This window comes from Nocardiopsis sp. LDBS1602 (assembly GCF_035818715.1).
In the GTDB taxonomy this organism is placed as follows: domain Bacteria; phylum Actinomycetota; class Actinomycetes; order Streptosporangiales; family Streptosporangiaceae; genus Nocardiopsis; species Nocardiopsis alba.
Genome location: NZ_JAYLVW010000010.1, coordinates 1 through 18,098, shown reverse-complemented (window position 1 = coordinate 18,098; position 18,098 = coordinate 1). Strand labels below are relative to the sequence as shown.

The window sequence follows — 18,098 nt, the reverse complement described above, 5'->3', positions numbered from 1 at the left end:
CGCGTATACGTGCAGGGGTGACGGTTCGACCCTTTCGGAGTTCGTTCCATGGACGACCGCCAACGGACCGAAACGTTAGAGCAGAGCGGGCGGGCGCGCAGGCCGTTTCAGGAATCGCCCACCACACACATCATCACCATATGCTCATGCTCCACTACGAACGGGCATACTCGCAGGCCCAAGGGTTGCATAGAGCTACTACAAGTCGCATTACAGTGACCCTGTGTCACGACTCGGGGTGAAAAAATTTCGGGAGTTCATCGAAAAGAAGACTACGAAAGGACTTCGTAGATTCGTTTTCCCCACCCCAGGAGAGCGCCTCATTCCTTGCGTCCATAATCGTCTTGAAAAAGACAGAAGTCCGAAGAGAGAAAATTGACCGATTCGCCTCTTCATGGCACAAGGGCCCCCTCCGAACCTTTGCCCACCAGAACCCCGGAACACCACGGAAAGAACAATGAATTCGCTGGTCAGAAGCGTTTATCCTGACGTTGGACCTGTCCGCTCCCGACACTTTCCCCTGCCCCGAGAGGAGAGTCCGACCGTCTCCGGCACCCGGGACACGAGGCGACGACGGGGCCGAAGATCACCGCAGGCATCCGACCCCACGGACGACCGGGCTCCACGGCCGCGTGCTCCACCGACGGCCATGCCCTCCGTCCCCCTCTTGGAGCACGCATGAACCTCGAACAGCCACGACCGCGCCGGCTCCTCACCATGAGCGCCGCTCTCTCGGCCCTGGTCCTCGCCGCCGCCTGCTCGACGAACGAGACCCCCGAACCACTCGAACGGGGCTCCGTCGACGAAGAGGAGGCCACCGCGGCCCCACAGTCCTCCCACGAACCCGCCACAGAGCCCTTCACCATCGCCTTCGGCGGGGACGTGATGTTCGAGGGCATCCTCCGCCCCCGTCTCGCCGACCCCGCGACCGCGCTCGGCCCCGTCTCCGAACACCTCTCGGCGGCCGACCTGGCCATGGTCAACCTGGAGACCGCCGTCACCGAGGGCGGGGTCCCCGTACCCGGTAAGGAGTTCGTCTTCCGCGCGCCGTCGAGCGCGTTGGAGGCCCTGGACGCCGCCGGCGTGGACGTGGCCACCGTCGCCAACAACCACGGCATGGACTACGGAGAGTCGGGCCTGCTCGACACCCTCGACCACGGGGACGGGTCTCCGGTCGCCCTGGTGGGCGCCGGCCGTGACATCGACGAGGCCTACACACCGCACGTCGCCGAGGTGAACGGACAGACCGTCGCCCTGTTCGGCGCCACGGACGTCATGGACGACCACCTCATCCCCGAGTGGACCGCGGGAGAGGGCTCACCGGGGCTGGCCTCCACCAAGGGCGAGATGAGGGAGCGGATGCTGGAGGCGGTCTCCGAGGCCGCCGACGAGCACGACAACGTTGTGGTCTTCCTGCACTGGGGGTTGGAGGGCGCGCACTGCCCGCTTCCGCACGCCCCCTCACTGGCCGACGAGCTCTTCGAGGCGGGGGCCGCCGCCGTCGTCGGCGGTCATGCCCACGTGCTCTCCCCGGGAGGGTTCCAGGGGGAGGGATACGCCCACTACGGCCTGAGCAATTTCGTGTTCTACAACTTCAGCGGCCCGACCGCCGAGACCGGCGTGCTCACACTGACCTTCCACGAGGGCCGGGTCCTGGAGTCCGACTGGACCCCCGCCCGGATCCAGGAGGGTGTCCCGATCCCCTACGAGGGGGTCGACGCCGAACGGGCCGAACGGACCTGGACCGATATGCGCGTCCAGTGCGACCTGCCCCTGAGCGACTCCCCCGTCTGACACGACGGGCGGGCCCGGGACGGCTCGTCCCGGGCCCGCCCGTTCAACTGACGTGCACCACGGGCCTGCGTTCGGCGTCGGGCTCGTTCTCCCGAAGGATCTCCCGGGTGAACCCGGCGGTGCCTCCGTTGCCCAGCATCAGGAAGCGGAAGAAGGCCCGCACCGGCGACCGTTCGGACCAGGCGAAGTAACAGTGCGGGATCGTGCCGGTGGCGTCGCGCAGGCACAGCAGGACGGCCGCCAGGGCGTTGGGGACCGCCGGGCTGCTCACCCTCAGCACACGATGCCCGTGGACCCAGGTACCGCTCACACCGAGCGTCCCCTCGAAGTCCGAGGGGTGGTGGACCCGTACCTCGACGAACAGGGGCGGCACACGCAGCGACACCGGGTTGAGTCGGCGCTGCTCGGCCTCGGTGGCCGCGTACTCGTCCGCCTCGCCCGAACGCGGCCGATTCGCGAAGAGGAAGAGGCGTCCGTGACGCGCGGCCTCACGGACGAACTGCAGGGCGGTCGCGTCCAGATCCACCGAGTGCGCGCGCAGTTCGGTGCTGCGCAGAGCCCGGGAGATCAGGGAGACCGCGATGATCGCCACCACGAACAGCAGGGCGATGGCCAACCCGTCCGGCCTGGTGACGATGTTGTCCACCAGCGCGAACCCGAACACGAAGGTCAGGACCGCGAACCCGAGCGTGGCCCACCTCGCCCTCTTGCGGTGCACGATGACGGTCACCGCCACGGCCGCGGTCACCAGCATCGCCAGGATGCCGGTCGCGTAGGCGCCGGACTGGGCGTCCACCCCGGCGCCGAAGACGATCGTGATCACCATCGTCAGGGCCGTGTAGACCAGGACCACCGGTCGGACGGCGGTCCCCCAGGCCGGGGCCATCCCGTAGTGGGGCAGGTAGCGCGGCACGATGTTGATGAGTCCGGCCATCGCCGAGGCGCCCGCGAACCAGAGGATGAGGATCGTGGAGACGTCGTAGACGGTACCGAACCCCTGTCCGAGCAGGTCGTGCGCCAGGTAGGCCATGACGCGGTCGGCCGCCGGGCCGCCGGCCACCACGTCCTGGCGGGGGACCAGTACCCCGCTGACGAAGGTCGTCGCCAGCAGGTAGACGCTCATGATCACCGCCGCGGTGGTGAGGAGCCTGCGGGTGCTCGCGATCCGCGCCCGTAGCCGCTCCTCGGCGGTCTCCCCCTCCGCGCGCACCAGAGGCATCATGCTCACGCCGGTCTCGAACCCGGACAGCCCCAGGACCAGAAGCGGGAAGGCGAGCAGCACGACGGTGGTGGTCGACCAGAGACCGCCGTCCAACAGGCCGCCCTCCCACTGGGACAGGAGCCGCGGGTCGGCGGCGATGTGACCCAACGCCGCCACCACGACCACCAGGTTCAACGCGAGGAACAGCACGACCAGAGGGATCGCCAACCTCACGGCCTCCTTGAACCCCGCCAGGAACACCGCCCCCAGCAGGGCGAGGAGAACCAGGGTGACCGGCACCGGGTGCTCGGCCATCATCGCGGGCGTGTAGGGGTTGGCCGCCAGGTGGGCGGTGGCGTCGGCCGTGGACAGGGTGATGGTGATGATCCAGGAGGTCGCCACGAACCCGAGCAGACACAGGACCAGGAACTTGCCCCGCCACTCCGGCAACAGGTGCGCCAGCATCGCCACCGACCCCTGACCGTGCGGGCTGCGCTCGGCCACACGCCGATAGATCGGCAACATGCCGAACAGCGTCAGCAACACGATCAGCAGGGTGGCGATCGGGGAGAGGGCTCCGGCCGTGAGGAGGGCGATGCTGGGGAGGTAGCTCAGCGTGGAGAAGTAGTCCACCCCGGTCAGGCACATGACCTTCCACCAGGCGTGCTGTCGCTCCGCCCGCGGGCGGGAGCCCGCGCCGCCCACGTCGTCGACCTGGTGCGCCGTCATCCACCGGGCCACCGGGGCCGACCACCGTCCGAGCCTGCGCCCCCGGCAGGGGACCTCCCAGTGGTAACCGTCCCGCGCGGCGTCCTGCTTCAACACGTCTCCCCCGACCGAACGTCCTCGCCCAAGTCTGCGTGGCCGAACGGTCGAAGGAGGGCAGGTCGTGGGCGTGTCGGTCCTTCCGGAGCGACCGGGAGGACCTCAGAGCGTCCCGGTCCTCTCCATCAGGGGCGCGATCCCGTCGAGGAGCCTTCGCATTCCGGGCTCGAACATCCCGTCGACGTCGGGTGGGCCGGACACACCGAACATGGTGGGATAGGCGCCCTGATCGGCGAGTCGATGAAGATCCGGCCCCCGGTGACACCACCACTGCGCGGCGTCCATGCCGATCTCGTGTTCCTCCAAGGCCACCCGGGTGGCCTGCAAGGCCATGCCGGAGGTGTAGGCGGACACGATGGTGAGGATCTCCAAGGCCTCGTCGGGCGTGTTGCCCTGAGCGACGATCACCCTCATCATCCACTCGGCGTTCCTCATGAGCCCGGGAGAGACGACACCGCCCGCCATCACGGTCAGCCGCGCCGCCCAGGGATGTCTGCGGTAGATCTCCCACTCGCCGAGCAGGGCCACCTCGAGCGCTCGCCGCCAATCATCGGGCGGGGGCTCGGGAAGAGCGTCGACCGTGTAGAGATGGTCGACCATCTCCGTCAGCAGTTCTCCCTTGCTCGCGACGTGCCGGTACAGGGCCATGGTGCTGACCCGCAGCTCGGTCGAGACCCGACGCATGGACAGGCCTTCGATGCCCTCGTCGTCGGCGATGGCGATGGCGGCCCGCACGATGCCCTCGCGGGTCAGGTGCGGTTCGGGGTGGGGCCGACGTTCCGCGCCCGGGGTGGTACGCGATCGTCCCCTCGATCCTCCGTCTTCGGACGTCTCGGCCACGGGTCCGGCGGGGTCGGCGGGCACGGGGTCCGTCGTGGGTGCTCTTCGAACGACCGTCCCCACTCCGCGCACGGCCTCGACCCGCCCCTCTCGACGCAGGACGGTGAGCGCCTTGGTGGCGGTGGCCATGGCGACCCCCCATCGTCGGGTGATCTCCCTGGTCGAGGGCACCCGGTCCCCCGGTCGCAGCTCCCCCGTGTCGATACACGAGCGGATATCGGCGACGATCCGCGCGTAGGGCGCGAGTCCCGATTCCGTGTCCTCGTTCATCGTCCTCCTCTCGGATCACACGACGAGAACCTCAAGTGTACTAGTGCACCACCCCTTGAAGAGCGTCGCGACACATGCGCACCCTCCCCGCTCCGCACCTGGGCCTCCCCAGAGAGCACTAGTGCACTTGCGATGTTATTCCCGATTTACAGAGGATTTTCATGGAGGGAGTTTCTTGTTTATTGTGTACGCACGAGGCGCACCACCCCCTGGCACCGCGTTCATCGACCCTGATCGCGTACACCGTTCCACCCCCTCACCCACGATCGTCCGGAGTCCGCCATGTCCCAGACGTCCGCGTCCGTGCCCCGCGCACCGGACACCACGAACCGCCCGCTCCCCGCGGCCGACCGATCGCTCGCTCCGGACCTGGCGCGCGGGATCATGCTCCTGCTCATCGCGCTCGCCCACGCGCACCTGTTCACCGTGTTCATCGGCGGCGACGAGACCGCCCCCACCGTCCTCGACCGGATCGCCACCGGCGGCACCATCGTGTTCGTGGACCTGCGCGCGTACCCGATGTTCGCGGCGCTGTTCGGCTACGGCCTCGCCCAGATCCACCGCCGTCGGACCGATCAGGGACACGAGTGGCGTCCGACCCGGGCCCTCCTACGTCGACGCGGCCTCTGGCTGATCGTCTTCGGGATCGCCCACGCCGCGCTGCTCTTCTTCGGGGACATCCTGGCCGTCTACGGCATCGTGGCCCTGCTCTTCGTCGGGGTGCTGCGTCTCCGCGACCGGACCCTGGTGATCCTGGCGTCGCTCTGGCTGCCCTTGGCCGCGGCCGCCCACGCCCTGCTCGCCGCCGACGAGGCCATGAACGGCCAGGGGACGCCCCTGATGCCCGACGGGTTCGTGGACGAGCTCCTCTTCCGCCTGTCCTTCTACCCGTTCCTCATCGTGCTGATGTTCCTCAGCACCGTCGTGCCGTTCCTGGTCGGGGTCCTCGCGGCCCGGCACCGGGTCCTGGAGAAGCCTCGTGAACACCTGCGCCTACTGCGCGCCACCGCCTTCGTCGGCATCCCCCTGGCCGTCCTGGGCGGGGTCCCCCTGGCACTGACCAAGACCGGCGTGTGGACCGACGCCACACCACTGGACCTCCTCCTCATCACCCCGCTGCACCAGGTGACCGGTTACGCCGGAGGTCTGGGCTACGCGGCGCTCATCGCCCTGATCGCGGTCCACCTGAACGACCGGCGAGGGCGGGTGACCGACGCCCTGTCCGCCCTGGGGCAACGCTCCATGACCTTCTACCTGGCGCAGTCGGTGGTGTGGGCGGTGCTGTTCTCCTCCTACGCGCTCCACGTGCAGCTCACCTCCTCCGCCCTCGGCGTCGCCATCGCCGTGGCCGTATGGGGGGCCACCGTGCTACTGGCCGACCTCATGCGTCGTGGCGACCGACGCGGACCGGCCGAGACCGCCCTGCGCCGGCTCACCTACGGCCCCACCCGATAGGGGTCTCCCGGGCCCGGGAGACCAGACCCCCGGGCCCGGAGCCGCTCAGGCCACCCCGTGCCGCTCGACCACCCCGTCGATCTCGGTCTGGAGGGCGTGTCGATGGGCCGTTCCGAGATAGGAGGCCTCGACCCCGTTACGGAGCAGCCGCACCAGCCCCTCGGCGCCCACAAGATCGTGGGCGAGCAGGTACTCGCCGGTCAGGTCGCTGCCGAACATCGTCGGGTCGTCACTGTTGAGCGTCACCGCCAGCCCCGCGTCGAGCATCGCGGGCAGGGGATGATCCTCGATCCGCTCCACCGCCCGGGTCCGGAGGTTGGAGGTGGGACTGACGTCCACCGGGATCCGCTCATCGACGAGGCGGGCCACCAGCTCCGGATCCCTCATGCTGTCGATCCCGTGCCCGATCCGCTCGGCGCGCAGCAGGTCCAGAGCCTCACGGACCCGTACCGGCCCACCGTGCTCCCCGGCGTGCGGCAGACTCGCCAGACCCGCCGCCCGGGCCCGCGCGAACACCTCGGTGTAGGGCTCCATCGGGGACTCGATCCCGCCCACCCCGAAACCCACCACGCTCGGCGGACCGTCCCGCAGTACGGCCTCCACCGTCGCCTCGGCCGCCTCCGGCCCGAAGTCGGAGGGGAAGTCGGGGATCCAGCGCAGCCGGATCCCGTGCTCACGCTCGGCCCTGATCCTGGCCTGCTCGATCCCGTCGAAGACGACCTTGGCCGGGACCCCGCGCATCAAGTGGGTGTACAGACTGACGTGGACCTCGGCGTAGCGGACGTTCTGCGCCGCCAGGCGCTCGGCGACGACCGAGGCCAACAGGGAGAAGTCCGCCTCCTCCCGCAGAGTGCGCACCGAGGCCAGGTACACCTCCACGAAGTGCGGGAAGTCGGTGAAGGCGTACCACTCCCTGAGTTTCTCCAGTGTGTCCGGCAGTTCGGTGACCTCGTGGCGCGCGGCCAGTTCGAAGAGGGTCTCGGCGGGCATCGAGCCCTCCAGGTGGACGTGGAGCTCCACCTTGGGCAGTTCGCGGACGAACGATTCGATGTCATGGGCGGTCGCGTGGCTGTTCATGGCGTGAGCGTACGCACGCGGAGACCGATTCCCGACCCTTCGCGGCCCGACCTCACGCCGATCCGTCAGAAAGCCCCCACCACGGCGGTGAGGGAGCAGGACCGCCGGGCCGGCGGTCCGGACGAACCGGACCGCCGGCGCGCCTTCAGGCCGATGGGGTCCCCCCGTTCACCCTCCGGGGCACGCCGAGCGGATTGGCGTCCCGCAACTCGGCCGGCAGCAGGGCCTCCGGCACCGCCTGGTAGGTGACCGGACGCAGGAACCGACGGATCGCGGTCGAGCCCACCGAGGTGTGGGTCGAGGCCGTCGTCGCCGGATAGGGGCCTCCGTGGGTCATCGCGTGCGTGACCGCCACCCCGGTCGGCCAACCGTTCCAGATCACCCGACCCGCCACCGAGGCGCCCAAGGCCAACAGCGCCGGGGCCATCGGATCGTCCTCCTCGCCATGGACGGTCACCGTCAACTGGCCGTGCAGGACACCGCCCACCTCCAGAAGACGCCGCTCGTCCGGGTAGGAGACCACGAGCGTGGCCGGGCCGAAACACTCGTTCAGCAACTCCTCGGAGTGCTCCAACAGGGAGTCCAGGTCCGTGCTCAACAGGCTCGGCGTCCACCCCTCCTCGGTCCGCACGCCCTGGACCAGGACCTTCGTGGCGGGATGGGCGGCCAACGCGTCCAACCCTCGGGCGAACCCGTCGGCCACCCGGTCGTTGAGCAGCGGAGCCGCCGCGCGCGCCTCGAAGTCGGCCACCAGGGACTCCGTCTCGGCCCCCTCCGGCAGGAAGACGACCCCCGGCTTGGTACAGAACTGACCCGACCCCGACGTGGCCGAAGCGGCGTACTCCTCCAGGATCCGCGCACCGCGCCCGGCCATCGCCGCCCGGGTCACGAAGACGGGGTTGACGCTGCCGAGCTCCCCGTAGAACGGGATCGGATCGGGGCGCGAGACCGCCAGATCGTACAGGGCACGGCCGCCGGGGATGGAACCGGTGAAGCCGACCGCGCGCGTATTCGGGTGGAGCACCGCGGCGCGCCCCGCCTCGAACCCGCTCACCAGGGCGAACACACCCTCGGGTGCCCCCGCCTCGGCGAGGGCCTCCACGACGATGTCCGTGGTGAGCCGGGCCAGTTCCGGATGGCCGGGGTGGGCCTTGACCACGACGGGACAGCCGGCCGCCAGGGCGGAGGCGCTGTCGCCCCCGGCGGTGGAGAAGGCGAAGGGGAAGTTGCTCGCCCCGAACACCACCACGGGGCCCAGGGGCACGAGCAACCGGCGCACGTCGGGGCGGGGCGTCCCCCACTCCGGATCGGCCGGATCGACCATGACCTCCAGGTACCCGCCGTCCTCCAGCACGTCGGCGAACAGGCGCAGCTGGAAGGTGGTGCGGCCCAGCTCGCTCCGACAACGTGTCTCGGGATAGTGCGCCTCGGCCATGGCCACGGGGACCAGCCGATCGGCCGCACCGTCCAAGGCGTCGGCCACCGAACGCAACATCCGGGCCCGGTCGGCGGGTGTGGTCGACGCGAGGAGCGGCGCCGCCTCGGCCGCGCGCCGCAGGACGGAGTCGAGTTCCTCCATCGTCGTCTCGGACGTCTCATCGGTCATGCCGGAACCTCCAGGGGGTGGGTACGACGACGCGGTACGGCACCACGATGCCACGGGCATCGAAGAAGCGCACGGGGGCGAACGTTCGGTGAGCGACGATGCGGTCACACACCGCGACGCCCTGGAGAAACCCGACAAAAGAGGGCGGTGGATACCTCTCCAACCGGTTTCACCTGCACGAACACCGACCAAGAGAGAAGACGACCACGCTTTCCGGAGGCCGCTCGAACGAAACTCGAATTTCCCGGAACCAGGTGATTCCGGAAAGGCATCATAGGTGGTGTGACGACGAATTCCCGAAGCTCAGCACCCCCCCGCGCGCGACGGTCCCCCGAGTCGGAGAAGGGGACCTCCACACGGCGCGAGAGCCGTGGACCAGACAGAGTCGCCCACGACGATCTCGCGTTCGCGCAAGCCCCTCTACGCAGGCTGCCGGCACAGCAACGCAGCATGGTCCGCGTGCAGCGCATGCTCGACTGCTGCGCCGAACTCCTCGACGAGGTCGGCTACGACAACCTGTCCACCACGCGGATCGCGGAACGGGCCGGCGTGGCCATCGGTTCCGTCTACCAGTTCTTCCCGGACAAGAAGGCGATCACCCAGGCCTTGGGCCTGCGCTTTCTCGACCAGTTCGGCACCAGGGTCACCGAACGCCTCGCCGACGTCTCCTTCACCCACTGGACCGTCGCCGTCGACGCGATCATCGACGAGTACATCGACATGCACCGGAACGTCCCGGGCTTTCGCAGCCTGCACTTCGGCGACATCGTCGACCAACGGCTGCTCAACGGAGGCAGCGACAACAACCGGGTCATCTCGGAGCGACTGCGCAAGATCATCGTCTCCTCCGCGGAGATCTCGGACGACGAGGGACTCGACCGCGCCATCCACGTCTCCGTGGAGGCCGCCGACGCCGTCCTCAAACTGGCCTTCCGCGGCAACCCCGAAGGGGACCCCGACCTGATCCACGAGGCCAAGCGCCTGGTCAGCGGCTACCTGTCCCAGTTCTCCGAGCAGGAGGGGAGCGACCATCCGTGGTAGACCAGGCGAGAACCCTCGCGGCGCCCCGCACCGGCACCGCCGCGGGCGTCCCCTACCTCGTCCTGCCCCCGGCCGCCCCCACCGAGGCCCCGGCGCCCCTCGTCATCGGACTGCACGCCTTCGAACCGCCCCGGAGCGAGGCCGCCCTCGCCGGGACGGTCCCCATGGCCTCGTTACCGGCCTGGCGGGTCTACCTGGGTCTGCCCCTGTTCGGAGCACGCCTGCCCCCCGGCGGCGTGGCCGAGGTCAACGGGCTCGGTGAACGCGACTACCTCACCGAACTCTTCGGCCCCGTGGTCGAGCGGGCCGCCGCCGAACTGAGCGAGGTCGAGAAAGAGCTCCGGTCCGCCCTTCCCGTGACCGACGCCCCCACAGGCCTGGTCGGCGTGGGCGCCGGAGCCACCGCGGTCCTTCTCGCCCTGGCCGAGAGACGGATGCCGGTGGGCGCCGCCGCCGTGATCAACCCGATCGTCGATCCGGCCCTCTTGATGGCCGCACGCGAACGACGCACCGGTGTCCCCTACCCATGGACACCGCGGGCCCGGGGCGCCCACGAACGGCTGCACCTGATCGCACGGGCCGAGGAGCTCTCCCCGGGCTCCACGCCCCTGCTCGTGATCAACGGCGGCCGGGACGAGGTCGCCCCGCCCCGTTCGGGCCGGGCCCTCCACGATCGGCTCGCCCATCAGGACGGAGAACATGCGCTCCGTCACATCGTCGTACCGGACCTGGCGCATTCGATCGGCCCCGAACCGGGCCTCGAACCCGGACCGATCACTCCGGCGGGGGTCCTCACCGACCGGGCGCTGACAGAATGGTTCCATAGGAACCTGACCGTTTCCTCCCAGGTCCGCACGGACCCCGGAGGATGAGCGCTCCCCCTCGGTGTCCGGGCGAACCCGGAAGAGCCGGGGTCACCGCGCGTTCACCCAAGGGACCTCGCCGCCTTCTCTCTCAGGTCGGTCGCCGGTCGCCGACGCGACAGGCGGCGCGTGTTCCATGGGATCATCCAGTGGCGACCGCGCCCAGCGGTCCCACCTGATCCGTTCATCCTTCAGGAGGGCGAACCACGTGACGGAACCGGCACCGGTCTTTGCCAGCGGGGTCGACAACGAACGGTTGAACGCGCAACTGCGCTTCATCCTGGAAGTGGACAAACTCAAGCGCGTCCTACGGCAGAACCTGCTGGTGGACGGCTCCCGCCGGGAGAACTCCGCCGAACACTCCTGGCATCTGGCCCTCTCCGCCCGTACCTTCGCCGAGTACGCGCCCGAGGGCACCGACATCGAACGCGTCACCGAGATGCTCCTCATCCACGACATCGTGGAGATCGACGCCGGCGACACCTTCGTCTACGACCAGCGCGACTCCGAGTCCCAGGCCGAGCGCGAGCGCGCCGCCGCCGACCGACTCTTCCCGCTGCTCCCCGAGGACCAGGCCCTGCGCGCCCGCGAACTGTGGGACGAGTTCGAGGCCAGGACCACCCCCGAGGCACGCTTCGCCCGGGCGATCGACCGCCTCTCCCCCATGCTCGCCAACTGGCACAACGAGGGAGGCACCTGGGTGCGCTTCGGGATCACCCGCGCCGAGGTCATGGCGAAGGTGAAGCTCATCACGGAGGGCTCCGAGGCGCTCGGCGCGTACGCGACCGCCTTGATCGACGACGCCACCCGACGCGGCTACCTCGGCGCCTGAACCCGGCGGCGGACCTCGGTCAGACCCGACCCATGAGGAGCTGGATCGCGGCGGTCAGCCCCACCAGCACCAGGCACACCCGCAACGCCGTGGGGCTGAGCCTGCGCCCGAAGTGGGCGCCCAGGTAACCCCCGATGATCGTCCCGGCCATGATCAACCCGACCACCGCCCACGCGGGCGAGGCCAGCACGATGTAGAACACGGCGGCCGTGCTGTTGGCGATGGTGGTGAGCGCGTTCTTCAGGGCGTTGAGCCGCTGGAGATCCTCGTCCAGGGTCGCGCCCAGGAGACTGATCAGCAGGATCCCCTGCGCGGCGGCGAAGTACCCGCCGTAGGTGCCCGTGACATAGGCGCCCACCGGCATCCAGGGGCCGCCGTCCTTGGAGGCGGGCCTACGCGACCTGGCCCACCTGGTGATCCGGGGTTGGAGCACGATCAGGACACAGGCGGCGCCGATCATGAACGGCACCACCGCCTCGAAGACCCCCGGCGGCAGATAGATGAGCAACATCGCGCCGGTGATCGCGCCGATGAAGGACATGCCGCCGAACCGGATCAGCCGGGAACGCTGTCCGACCAGCTCCCGCCGATAGGCGATGGTCCCGCTGAGCGAACCGGGAGCGAGGCCGATGCTGTTGGAGACGGTCGCGGTGATGGGCGGATAGCCGAGCGCCAGCAGCACGGGAAAGGTGAACAGGGTCCCCGACCCCGCGATCGCGTTGATACCGCCGGCGGCGATCCCCGCGAGAAGGATGGCCGCGGCCTCCCAGAGTTCCATCGCGTCGCTTTCCGTTCAGCCGCTACCCCGACCGTCGAGGGCCCGAACAGCCTACGAGACACGATCATCCGGTGATCGGCTCGGGGGCGCGTTGTCGGAGCCGGACGCACGAGGGCCCGCCGTGCGGAACACGGCGGGCCCTCGACGTTCTCGTCCGGGTCAGGTCGGAAGCCTGACGACCTCGCTCTGGATGCGTTCGAAGGCGCTGCTCACGCCCTGAAGGGCCTGGCCCATCTCGGCCGGGACGATCCACACCTTGTTGGCGTCGCCCTTGGCGATCTCCGGAAGCTTCTGGAGGTACTGGTAGGCCAGCACGTCCGGGTCGACCCGGCTGGTGTGCAGGGCCTTGAAGACCATGTGGATGGCGTCGGCCTCACCACGGGCCCGCAGGGTCTGGGCGTCGGCGTCCGCCTTGGCGGTGAGCATCTGCGCCTCGGCGTTACCCTTGGCCCTCAGCACGGAGGAGGAACGCTCACCCTCGGCCCGCAGCACCGCGGCCTGCTTCTCGCCCTCGGCGCTGAGGAGCTGCGCGCGCTTCTCCCGATCGGCGCGCATCTGCATCTCCATCGCCTCCTGCACGGAGGACGGCGGCTCGATGCCCTTGAGCTCGATACGGCTGATCTCGATGCCCCAGTCCCGCGTCGCCTCGTCCAGGACGGACTTGAGCTCGCGGTTGATCTGGTCACGCGAGGTGAGCGTGCCCTCCAGGTTCATGCCACCGATGACGTTGCGCAGGGTGGCCAGGGTGAGCTGTTCGACGGCCTGGATGAAGTTGGCGACCTCATAGGTGGCCCGGTAGGCGTCGGCGACCCTTATATACACGGCGGAGTCGACCTCGACCGCGAGGTTGTCCTCGGTGATGGCCGACTGCGGCGGGAAGCTGACCACCTGGACACGGCGGTCGATCCGCTCTCGAACCTGGTCGACCCCGGGGATCACGATGTTGAAACCGGAGCTGAGCGTGCGGTGGAACTTACCGAAACGCTCGACCACGTCCTCCATCGAGTGCGGGACGATACGCACGCTGCGCCAGAAAATGATGAGAAGGACGGCGACGAAGAGTGCGACGATGATGATGGAGGTCATATTTACCGGCCCCCTCCGGCGTCGGACCGGGTGGCGTTGTTCAGTGGCGGCATCTGCGGCGGCTCCGGATCTCCTGACGGGGGTGACAGGCAGCATGGGAGCGGACCCGCTCCAGCGATCCGCGTCGGGCGCGCCGAAATAGAGCGATCCGCTCACTGAACGTCGACGCTACCCCATACCCATCCGGGTCGACCACATCCGGACGGAAATAGGATTTACGGACAATAATTTTCTGTCATAAATGCATCCCCAATCACTTTCGTCACATGAGTACCGCCCCGGTACCAGAGGTACACGGAGCGGAACACGAGACGAACGGGGAATCAGATAGCCCGGGCCGTCCAACGATCACCATCACGCTCGATCTTCAACGGAAGCCCGAAAGTCTCACTCAGGTGCTCGGCGGTCATCACCTCACCCAGAGGACCCGCCTTCACCACACGCCCCTCACGAAGCAGCAGACCGTGGGTGAAGCCCGGGGGGATCTCCTCCACGTGATGAGAGACCACCACCAGCGCCGGAGCCACATCGCTCATCGCCAGCTTGCCCATCCGGCGCACCAGGTCCTCGCGCCCGCCCAGGTCCAACCCGGCCGCCGGCTCGTCGAGGAGCAGCAACTCCGGATCGGACATCAGCGCACGTGCGATCAGGACCCGTTTGCGCTCGCCCTCGGAGAGCGTGTGGAAGGAACGATCCGCCAGATCGCCGACGCCCCAGTGCCCCAGCAGGGCCCGGGCACGACCGTAGTCGGGGACGCCGTACTCCTCCCGGAAACGGCCCAGATAGCCGTAGGCGGCGCTGAGGACCAGATCGAGGACCGGGGTGTCCTCCTCGATCCGCGAGGACACCGAGGCACCCGCGTAACCGATCAGCGGACGCAGCTCGAACACGTCGACCCCGCCGAGCCGCTCCCCCAGGATCTCCACACCGCCCGCGGTGGGATACGTCTGGCTGGAGGCCACGTTCAACAGAGTGGTCTTCCCCGCGCCGTTGGGGCCCAGGATCACCCAGCGCTCCCCCTCCAGCACCGACCAGTCCACGCCGTCCAGCAGGTGGCCCCCGCCACGTCGTACCGTGACCCCGTTCAGGCCCAGAACACGCCCGTCCATCATCCTCCTTCGCTCACGTCCCACGCCGGTGCACGGGCCGCCCTACCCTGAAGCAATGCAATCAACGTCCGCACCGCTCGTCGCCTGGGGCAACGCCTGGCTGTCGGGACACGTCGGGTTGGACGACGCCGTCGACGCCGTCGAACGCAGGGGCGGCCCCAACCTGATCGGGACAGTACCCCCGGGAGACCTGCCCTTCGACAGCGACGTACCGCTGCGCGGCGCGCTGGTACGCCTTCGTGGTCTGGGGTTGTCCGCGTTCCGGTTGGCACTGCCCACCTGGGGTGACCCTTGCGGCCTGGTCGGCCCGGCCGAGCTCAACCAGGCCGCCATCGAGGCTCAGGAGGGGGTACTGGTGCAGTTGTCCGACCGACAGGTGGGACTCGTACCCTCCGCCGACCGGCGTGGTTCATCCTATGTCGGTGTCTCCTGGACCCCATATCCGGCGAACAACGTCACACCCCGAGTGCCCGATCTGCCCGAAGCGGAACGTCGACTGAAACTCACCCTCATGGAGACCGCCGAACGCCTCCAGGGAGTGGACGACATCGCCTCCTTCGGGCCGGCCGTCCACCGGGCCCTGGACGACCTCGGCGACATGGGAACCCCGCCCCTCGCCCACGGGTATCCGCCCCGGGCCCATCGGGTCGCCGCCCAGGCCGAACGACTGGCCCGCGTGCTGCGGCTCGCCGAACCCGGCCGGGGGCGCGGCGTGAGCGCGCACCAGATGGGCCTGAGAGACGCCGCCCTACGTGAACTGGACGCGAGCGTGCGTCGCGCCCTCATCGCCGCCCACGCCGCCATCGCGCTCCCCTGAGAGCGCTCCCGACCGGCAACCCGCCCCCGCGTCCCTCGTGAGCCGGAAGAAGGGTCTGGCCCCCGAGGGCACCGGGTGGGACCCTGGTATCGAGCGCGGGGAGTCTCCGGGATGAACCAGGGGCGACACCTGATCCCGAACCACGCCCCCACGTCGATACTTGGGTGTGAGACCTTTCATGGTCGACCCACCGAGGAGGAGAGCCGTCATCATGCAACCCGAGCACATCCGAGCTTCCGACGCGGACCGGGACCAGGTTGCCGAACGGCTCCGGGAGGCCCTGGCCGAGGGGCGCCTCACCCCCGTCGAACACGAGGAACGACTGGACACCCTCTACCGGGCCAAGACCATCGGCGAACTCGCGCCCATCGTGTCCGATCTGCCCTCGCCCGGCGCCCCCGGACCCGTACCGGGATACGGCGGCACGGACCGCTCCGACGGTCCCGACGGCATGGAGATCCTCGGCAGTGACGCCCGTGACCTGGCCGGACAGAGCAAGGGGTCGGAGAACCTCGTGGCGGTGTTCGGCGGAGCCGAGCGCCGTGGCCGCTGGCTGGTCGAACCGCGCACCAACGTGTCGGTGCTCTGCGGCGGGGTCGAACTGGACCTGCGCGAGGCGGTGCTGAGCCGCCACGAGGTGACCATCCAGCTCGCGGTGATCATGGGCGGGGTCGACATCACCGTGCCGCACGGCGTCCGGGTGATCAACAACACGTCGGCGATTCTGGGGGGTGCCGATCTGCACGGAACGGACCAGGTCACCGACCCGAACGCCCCCGTCGTACATCTGACCGGATCCTGCATGCTGGGCGGGGTCGACGTCAAGGCCAAGAAGTCGAAGAAGAAGCGCAAGGACCGTCGCGAGAAGTGACCCACGCCTCCCGATCGACCGTCCACATGCTGGACTAGCTGGGCAAACTCCGCCCCCTCGACATCATTCGCACACCGCGGCCGAGTACCGTGGAGTATGCCATGAGTGATGAATCCACGTTGTTGGTAACGATGACCGGGCACGACCGCCCGGGCATCAGCGCACGTCTTCTGAGCACGCTCTCCGTCTTTCCGGTGACCATCGTCGACCTGGAGCAGGTCGTCCTCGGTGGTCGCCTCGTCCTGGGCGCCGTTCTCGAAGTGGACGAACGGGTCGCCCCGGGGGTGAGTCACCGGCGGGTCTACGAAGAGGTCCGCTCGGCCCTCGACAAGACCGCGATCGACCTCGAGATGGACGTCGAGTACGCGGACGGCAACGGGCGTGTCAACGCCTCCGGAGAGGAACGGCTGCACGTCACCGTGCTGGCCTCTCCACTGCGACCGGGGGCTCTCGGCGCCATCGCCTCGTGCGTGGCCCGCTCCGGCGCGAACATCGACCGGATCGAACGACTCTCCGCCTACCCGGTGACCTCCGTCGAGATGGAGATCTCCGGCGGCAACGCCGACCAGCTCCGGGCCGAACTGGCCATGGAGTCCGCCACCCAGGGTGTGGACGTCGCCGTTCAGGCCGGTGGCCTGCACCGGCGTAGCAAGCACCTGGTGATCATGGACGTGGACTCCACCCTGATCCAGGGCGAGGTCATCGAACTCCTGGCCGCGCACGCCGGCTGCGAGGACGAGGTCGCCAAGGTCACCGAGGAGGCCATGCGCGGCGAGTTGGACTTCGAGGAGTCCCTCCGCCGACGGGTGGCCCTCCTGAAGGGGCTGGACGCATCCGCCATCGAGAAGGTCCGCGACGAGATCCGGTTGACGCCGGGAGCCCGCACCCTCGTGCGCACCCTCAAGCACCTGGGTTACGAGTGCGGGATCGTCAGCGGGGGCTTCACCCAGATCACCGACGTCCTGGTGGAACGTCTCGGGCTGGACTACTCCGCGGCCAACACCCTGGAGGTCGTCGACGGCGTCCTGACCGGTGAACTGGTCGGCCCCATCATCGACCGCAAGGGCAAGGCCATCACGCTCCGGGACTTCGCCGAACAGGCCGGGGTCCCACTGAACCAGACCGTCGCCATCGGCGATGGGGCCAACGACCTGGACATGCTCCAGACCGCGGGTCTGGGCGTGGCCTTCAACGCCAAACCGGTGGTCCGCGAGCAGGCGGACACCTCCGTGAACGTGCCCTACCTGGACACGATCGCCTTCATCCTGGGCATCACCCGCGAGGAGATCGAAGCGGCCGACCTGCACGGCTGAGAACCGCCCCGGCAGGGGCGGGAGCCCGACCGACCATCCAGGCCTCTGGAGAGGGACAGCCTCTTCCAGGGGCCTTCGTCCATCCGGGGAACACGGTGCCGTCGAATCGACCTTCGGGCACAAAAAAAGGGGGGCACCCCAAGGCACCCCCCAACACACAAAAAAGAAAGGGACACCCCCACAACAGGGGCATCCCTTCCTCCAAGAAAAACCGTGGCAGCGACCTACTCTCCCACCCCACCACAGGGCAGTACCATCAGCGCAAAGAGACTTAACGACCGGGTTCGGAATGAGACCGGGTGTGACCCTCCAGCAATAAC

General features: G+C 68.8%; 15 protein-coding genes and 1 rRNA gene. 8 read left to right on the top strand and 8 right to left on the bottom strand.

Features of this window, described 5'->3' with window-relative positions:
- Window positions 1-678 precede the first annotated feature (678 nt).
- Window positions 679-1,794 carry a CapA family protein gene (locus U9J66_RS22445; RefSeq protein ID WP_326338621.1) on the top strand — a complete coding sequence of 372 codons (1,116 nt, stop codon included), beginning with the start codon at window positions 679-681 and terminating at the stop codon, window positions 1,792-1,794.
- 43 nt (window positions 1,795-1,837) lie between these two features.
- Here U9J66_RS22445 and U9J66_RS22440 read toward each other — a convergent pair whose 3' ends face one another.
- A complete protein-coding gene (locus tag U9J66_RS22440; RefSeq protein WP_326338620.1) occupies window positions 1,838-3,820 on the bottom strand; it encodes an amino acid transporter in 1,983 nt (660 codons plus the stop codon).
- 102 nt (window positions 3,821-3,922) lie between these two features.
- Window positions 3,923-4,930, bottom strand: a complete 1,008-nt coding sequence (locus U9J66_RS22435; protein ID WP_042285799.1) for a TetR/AcrR family transcriptional regulator C-terminal domain-containing protein — start codon at window positions 4,928-4,930, stop codon at window positions 3,923-3,925.
- Between the two features lie 282 nt (window positions 4,931-5,212).
- Here U9J66_RS22435 and U9J66_RS22430 point away from each other — a divergent pair, with 282 nt between their 5' ends.
- On the top strand, window positions 5,213-6,385 hold the full coding sequence (locus tag U9J66_RS22430) for a DUF418 domain-containing protein (RefSeq protein ID WP_326338619.1): 1,173 nt from the start codon (window positions 5,213-5,215) through the stop codon (window positions 6,383-6,385).
- Window positions 6,386-6,430: 45 nt separating this feature from the next.
- Here the strand turns inward: U9J66_RS22430 and add are convergent, their stop codons facing one another.
- Complete coding sequence (gene add, locus U9J66_RS22425; protein WP_161110894.1) at window positions 6,431-7,462, bottom strand: adenosine deaminase; 1,032 nt, start codon at window positions 7,460-7,462, stop codon at window positions 6,431-6,433.
- Between the two features lie 145 nt (window positions 7,463-7,607).
- A complete protein-coding gene (locus U9J66_RS22420) occupies window positions 7,608-9,068 on the bottom strand; it encodes an aldehyde dehydrogenase (NADP(+)) (RefSeq protein ID WP_326338618.1) in 1,461 nt (486 codons plus the stop codon).
- Window positions 9,069-9,518: 450 nt separating this feature from the next.
- On the opposite strand from U9J66_RS22420, the gene U9J66_RS22415 reads away from it, so the two are divergent.
- The 3 genes from U9J66_RS22415 to U9J66_RS22405 all read left to right on the top strand — a co-directional run bounded on the left by U9J66_RS22415 (window position 9,519) and on the right by U9J66_RS22405 (window position 11,804).
- Window positions 9,519-10,109, top strand: coding sequence for a TetR/AcrR family transcriptional regulator (locus tag U9J66_RS22415; protein WP_017532965.1), 591 nt, complete (start codon window positions 9,519-9,521; stop codon window positions 10,107-10,109).
- A complete protein-coding gene (locus tag U9J66_RS22410) occupies window positions 10,103-10,981 on the top strand; it encodes an alpha/beta hydrolase family protein (RefSeq protein ID WP_161110896.1) in 879 nt (292 codons plus the stop codon). Before U9J66_RS22415 ends, U9J66_RS22410 begins: the two co-directional genes overlap by 7 nt.
- A gap of 199 nt (window positions 10,982-11,180) precedes the next feature.
- Window positions 11,181-11,804, top strand: a complete 624-nt coding sequence (locus tag U9J66_RS22405) for an HD domain-containing protein (RefSeq protein ID WP_014912646.1) — start codon at window positions 11,181-11,183, stop codon at window positions 11,802-11,804.
- A gap of 19 nt (window positions 11,805-11,823) precedes the next feature.
- On the opposite strand, the gene U9J66_RS22400 is transcribed toward U9J66_RS22405, so the two are convergent.
- The 3 genes from U9J66_RS22400 to U9J66_RS22390 all read right to left on the bottom strand — a co-directional run bounded on the left by U9J66_RS22400 (window position 11,824) and on the right by U9J66_RS22390 (window position 14,777).
- Window positions 11,824-12,582 (bottom strand): sulfite exporter TauE/SafE family protein, encoded by a 759-nt coding sequence (locus tag U9J66_RS22400; protein WP_014911264.1) that lies wholly within the window; start codon window positions 12,580-12,582, stop codon window positions 11,824-11,826.
- A 159-nt stretch (window positions 12,583-12,741) separates the two neighbouring features.
- The gene (locus U9J66_RS22395; protein WP_014913130.1) at window positions 12,742-13,668 is read right to left on the bottom strand and encodes an SPFH domain-containing protein; all 927 of its coding nucleotides are present in this window, start codon (window positions 13,666-13,668) and stop codon (window positions 12,742-12,744) included.
- A gap of 323 nt (window positions 13,669-13,991) precedes the next feature.
- A complete protein-coding gene (locus tag U9J66_RS22390) occupies window positions 13,992-14,777 on the bottom strand; it encodes an ABC transporter ATP-binding protein (protein ID WP_326338617.1) in 786 nt (261 codons plus the stop codon).
- A 55-nt stretch (window positions 14,778-14,832) separates the two neighbouring features.
- Here U9J66_RS22390 and U9J66_RS22385 point away from each other — a divergent pair, with 55 nt between their 5' ends.
- The 3 genes from U9J66_RS22385 (at window position 14,833) to serB (ending at window position 17,778) form a co-directional block, all read left to right on the top strand.
- Window positions 14,833-15,594 carry a hypothetical protein gene (locus U9J66_RS22385; RefSeq protein WP_017532963.1) on the top strand — a complete coding sequence of 254 codons (762 nt, stop codon included), beginning with the start codon at window positions 14,833-14,835 and terminating at the stop codon, window positions 15,592-15,594.
- Window positions 15,595-15,805: 211 nt separating this feature from the next.
- Window positions 15,806-16,465, top strand: coding sequence for a DUF1707 SHOCT-like domain-containing protein (locus U9J66_RS22380; RefSeq protein WP_014908908.1), 660 nt, complete (start codon window positions 15,806-15,808; stop codon window positions 16,463-16,465).
- Window positions 16,466-16,566: 101 nt separating this feature from the next.
- Window positions 16,567-17,778, top strand: a complete 1,212-nt coding sequence (gene serB / locus U9J66_RS22375; protein WP_014912366.1) for a phosphoserine phosphatase SerB — start codon at window positions 16,567-16,569, stop codon at window positions 17,776-17,778.
- A 211-nt stretch (window positions 17,779-17,989) separates the two neighbouring features.
- Here the strand turns inward: serB and rrf are convergent.
- Window positions 17,990-18,098: ribosomal RNA gene (gene rrf / locus U9J66_RS22370) — 5S ribosomal RNA — on the bottom strand; the annotation flags it as partial.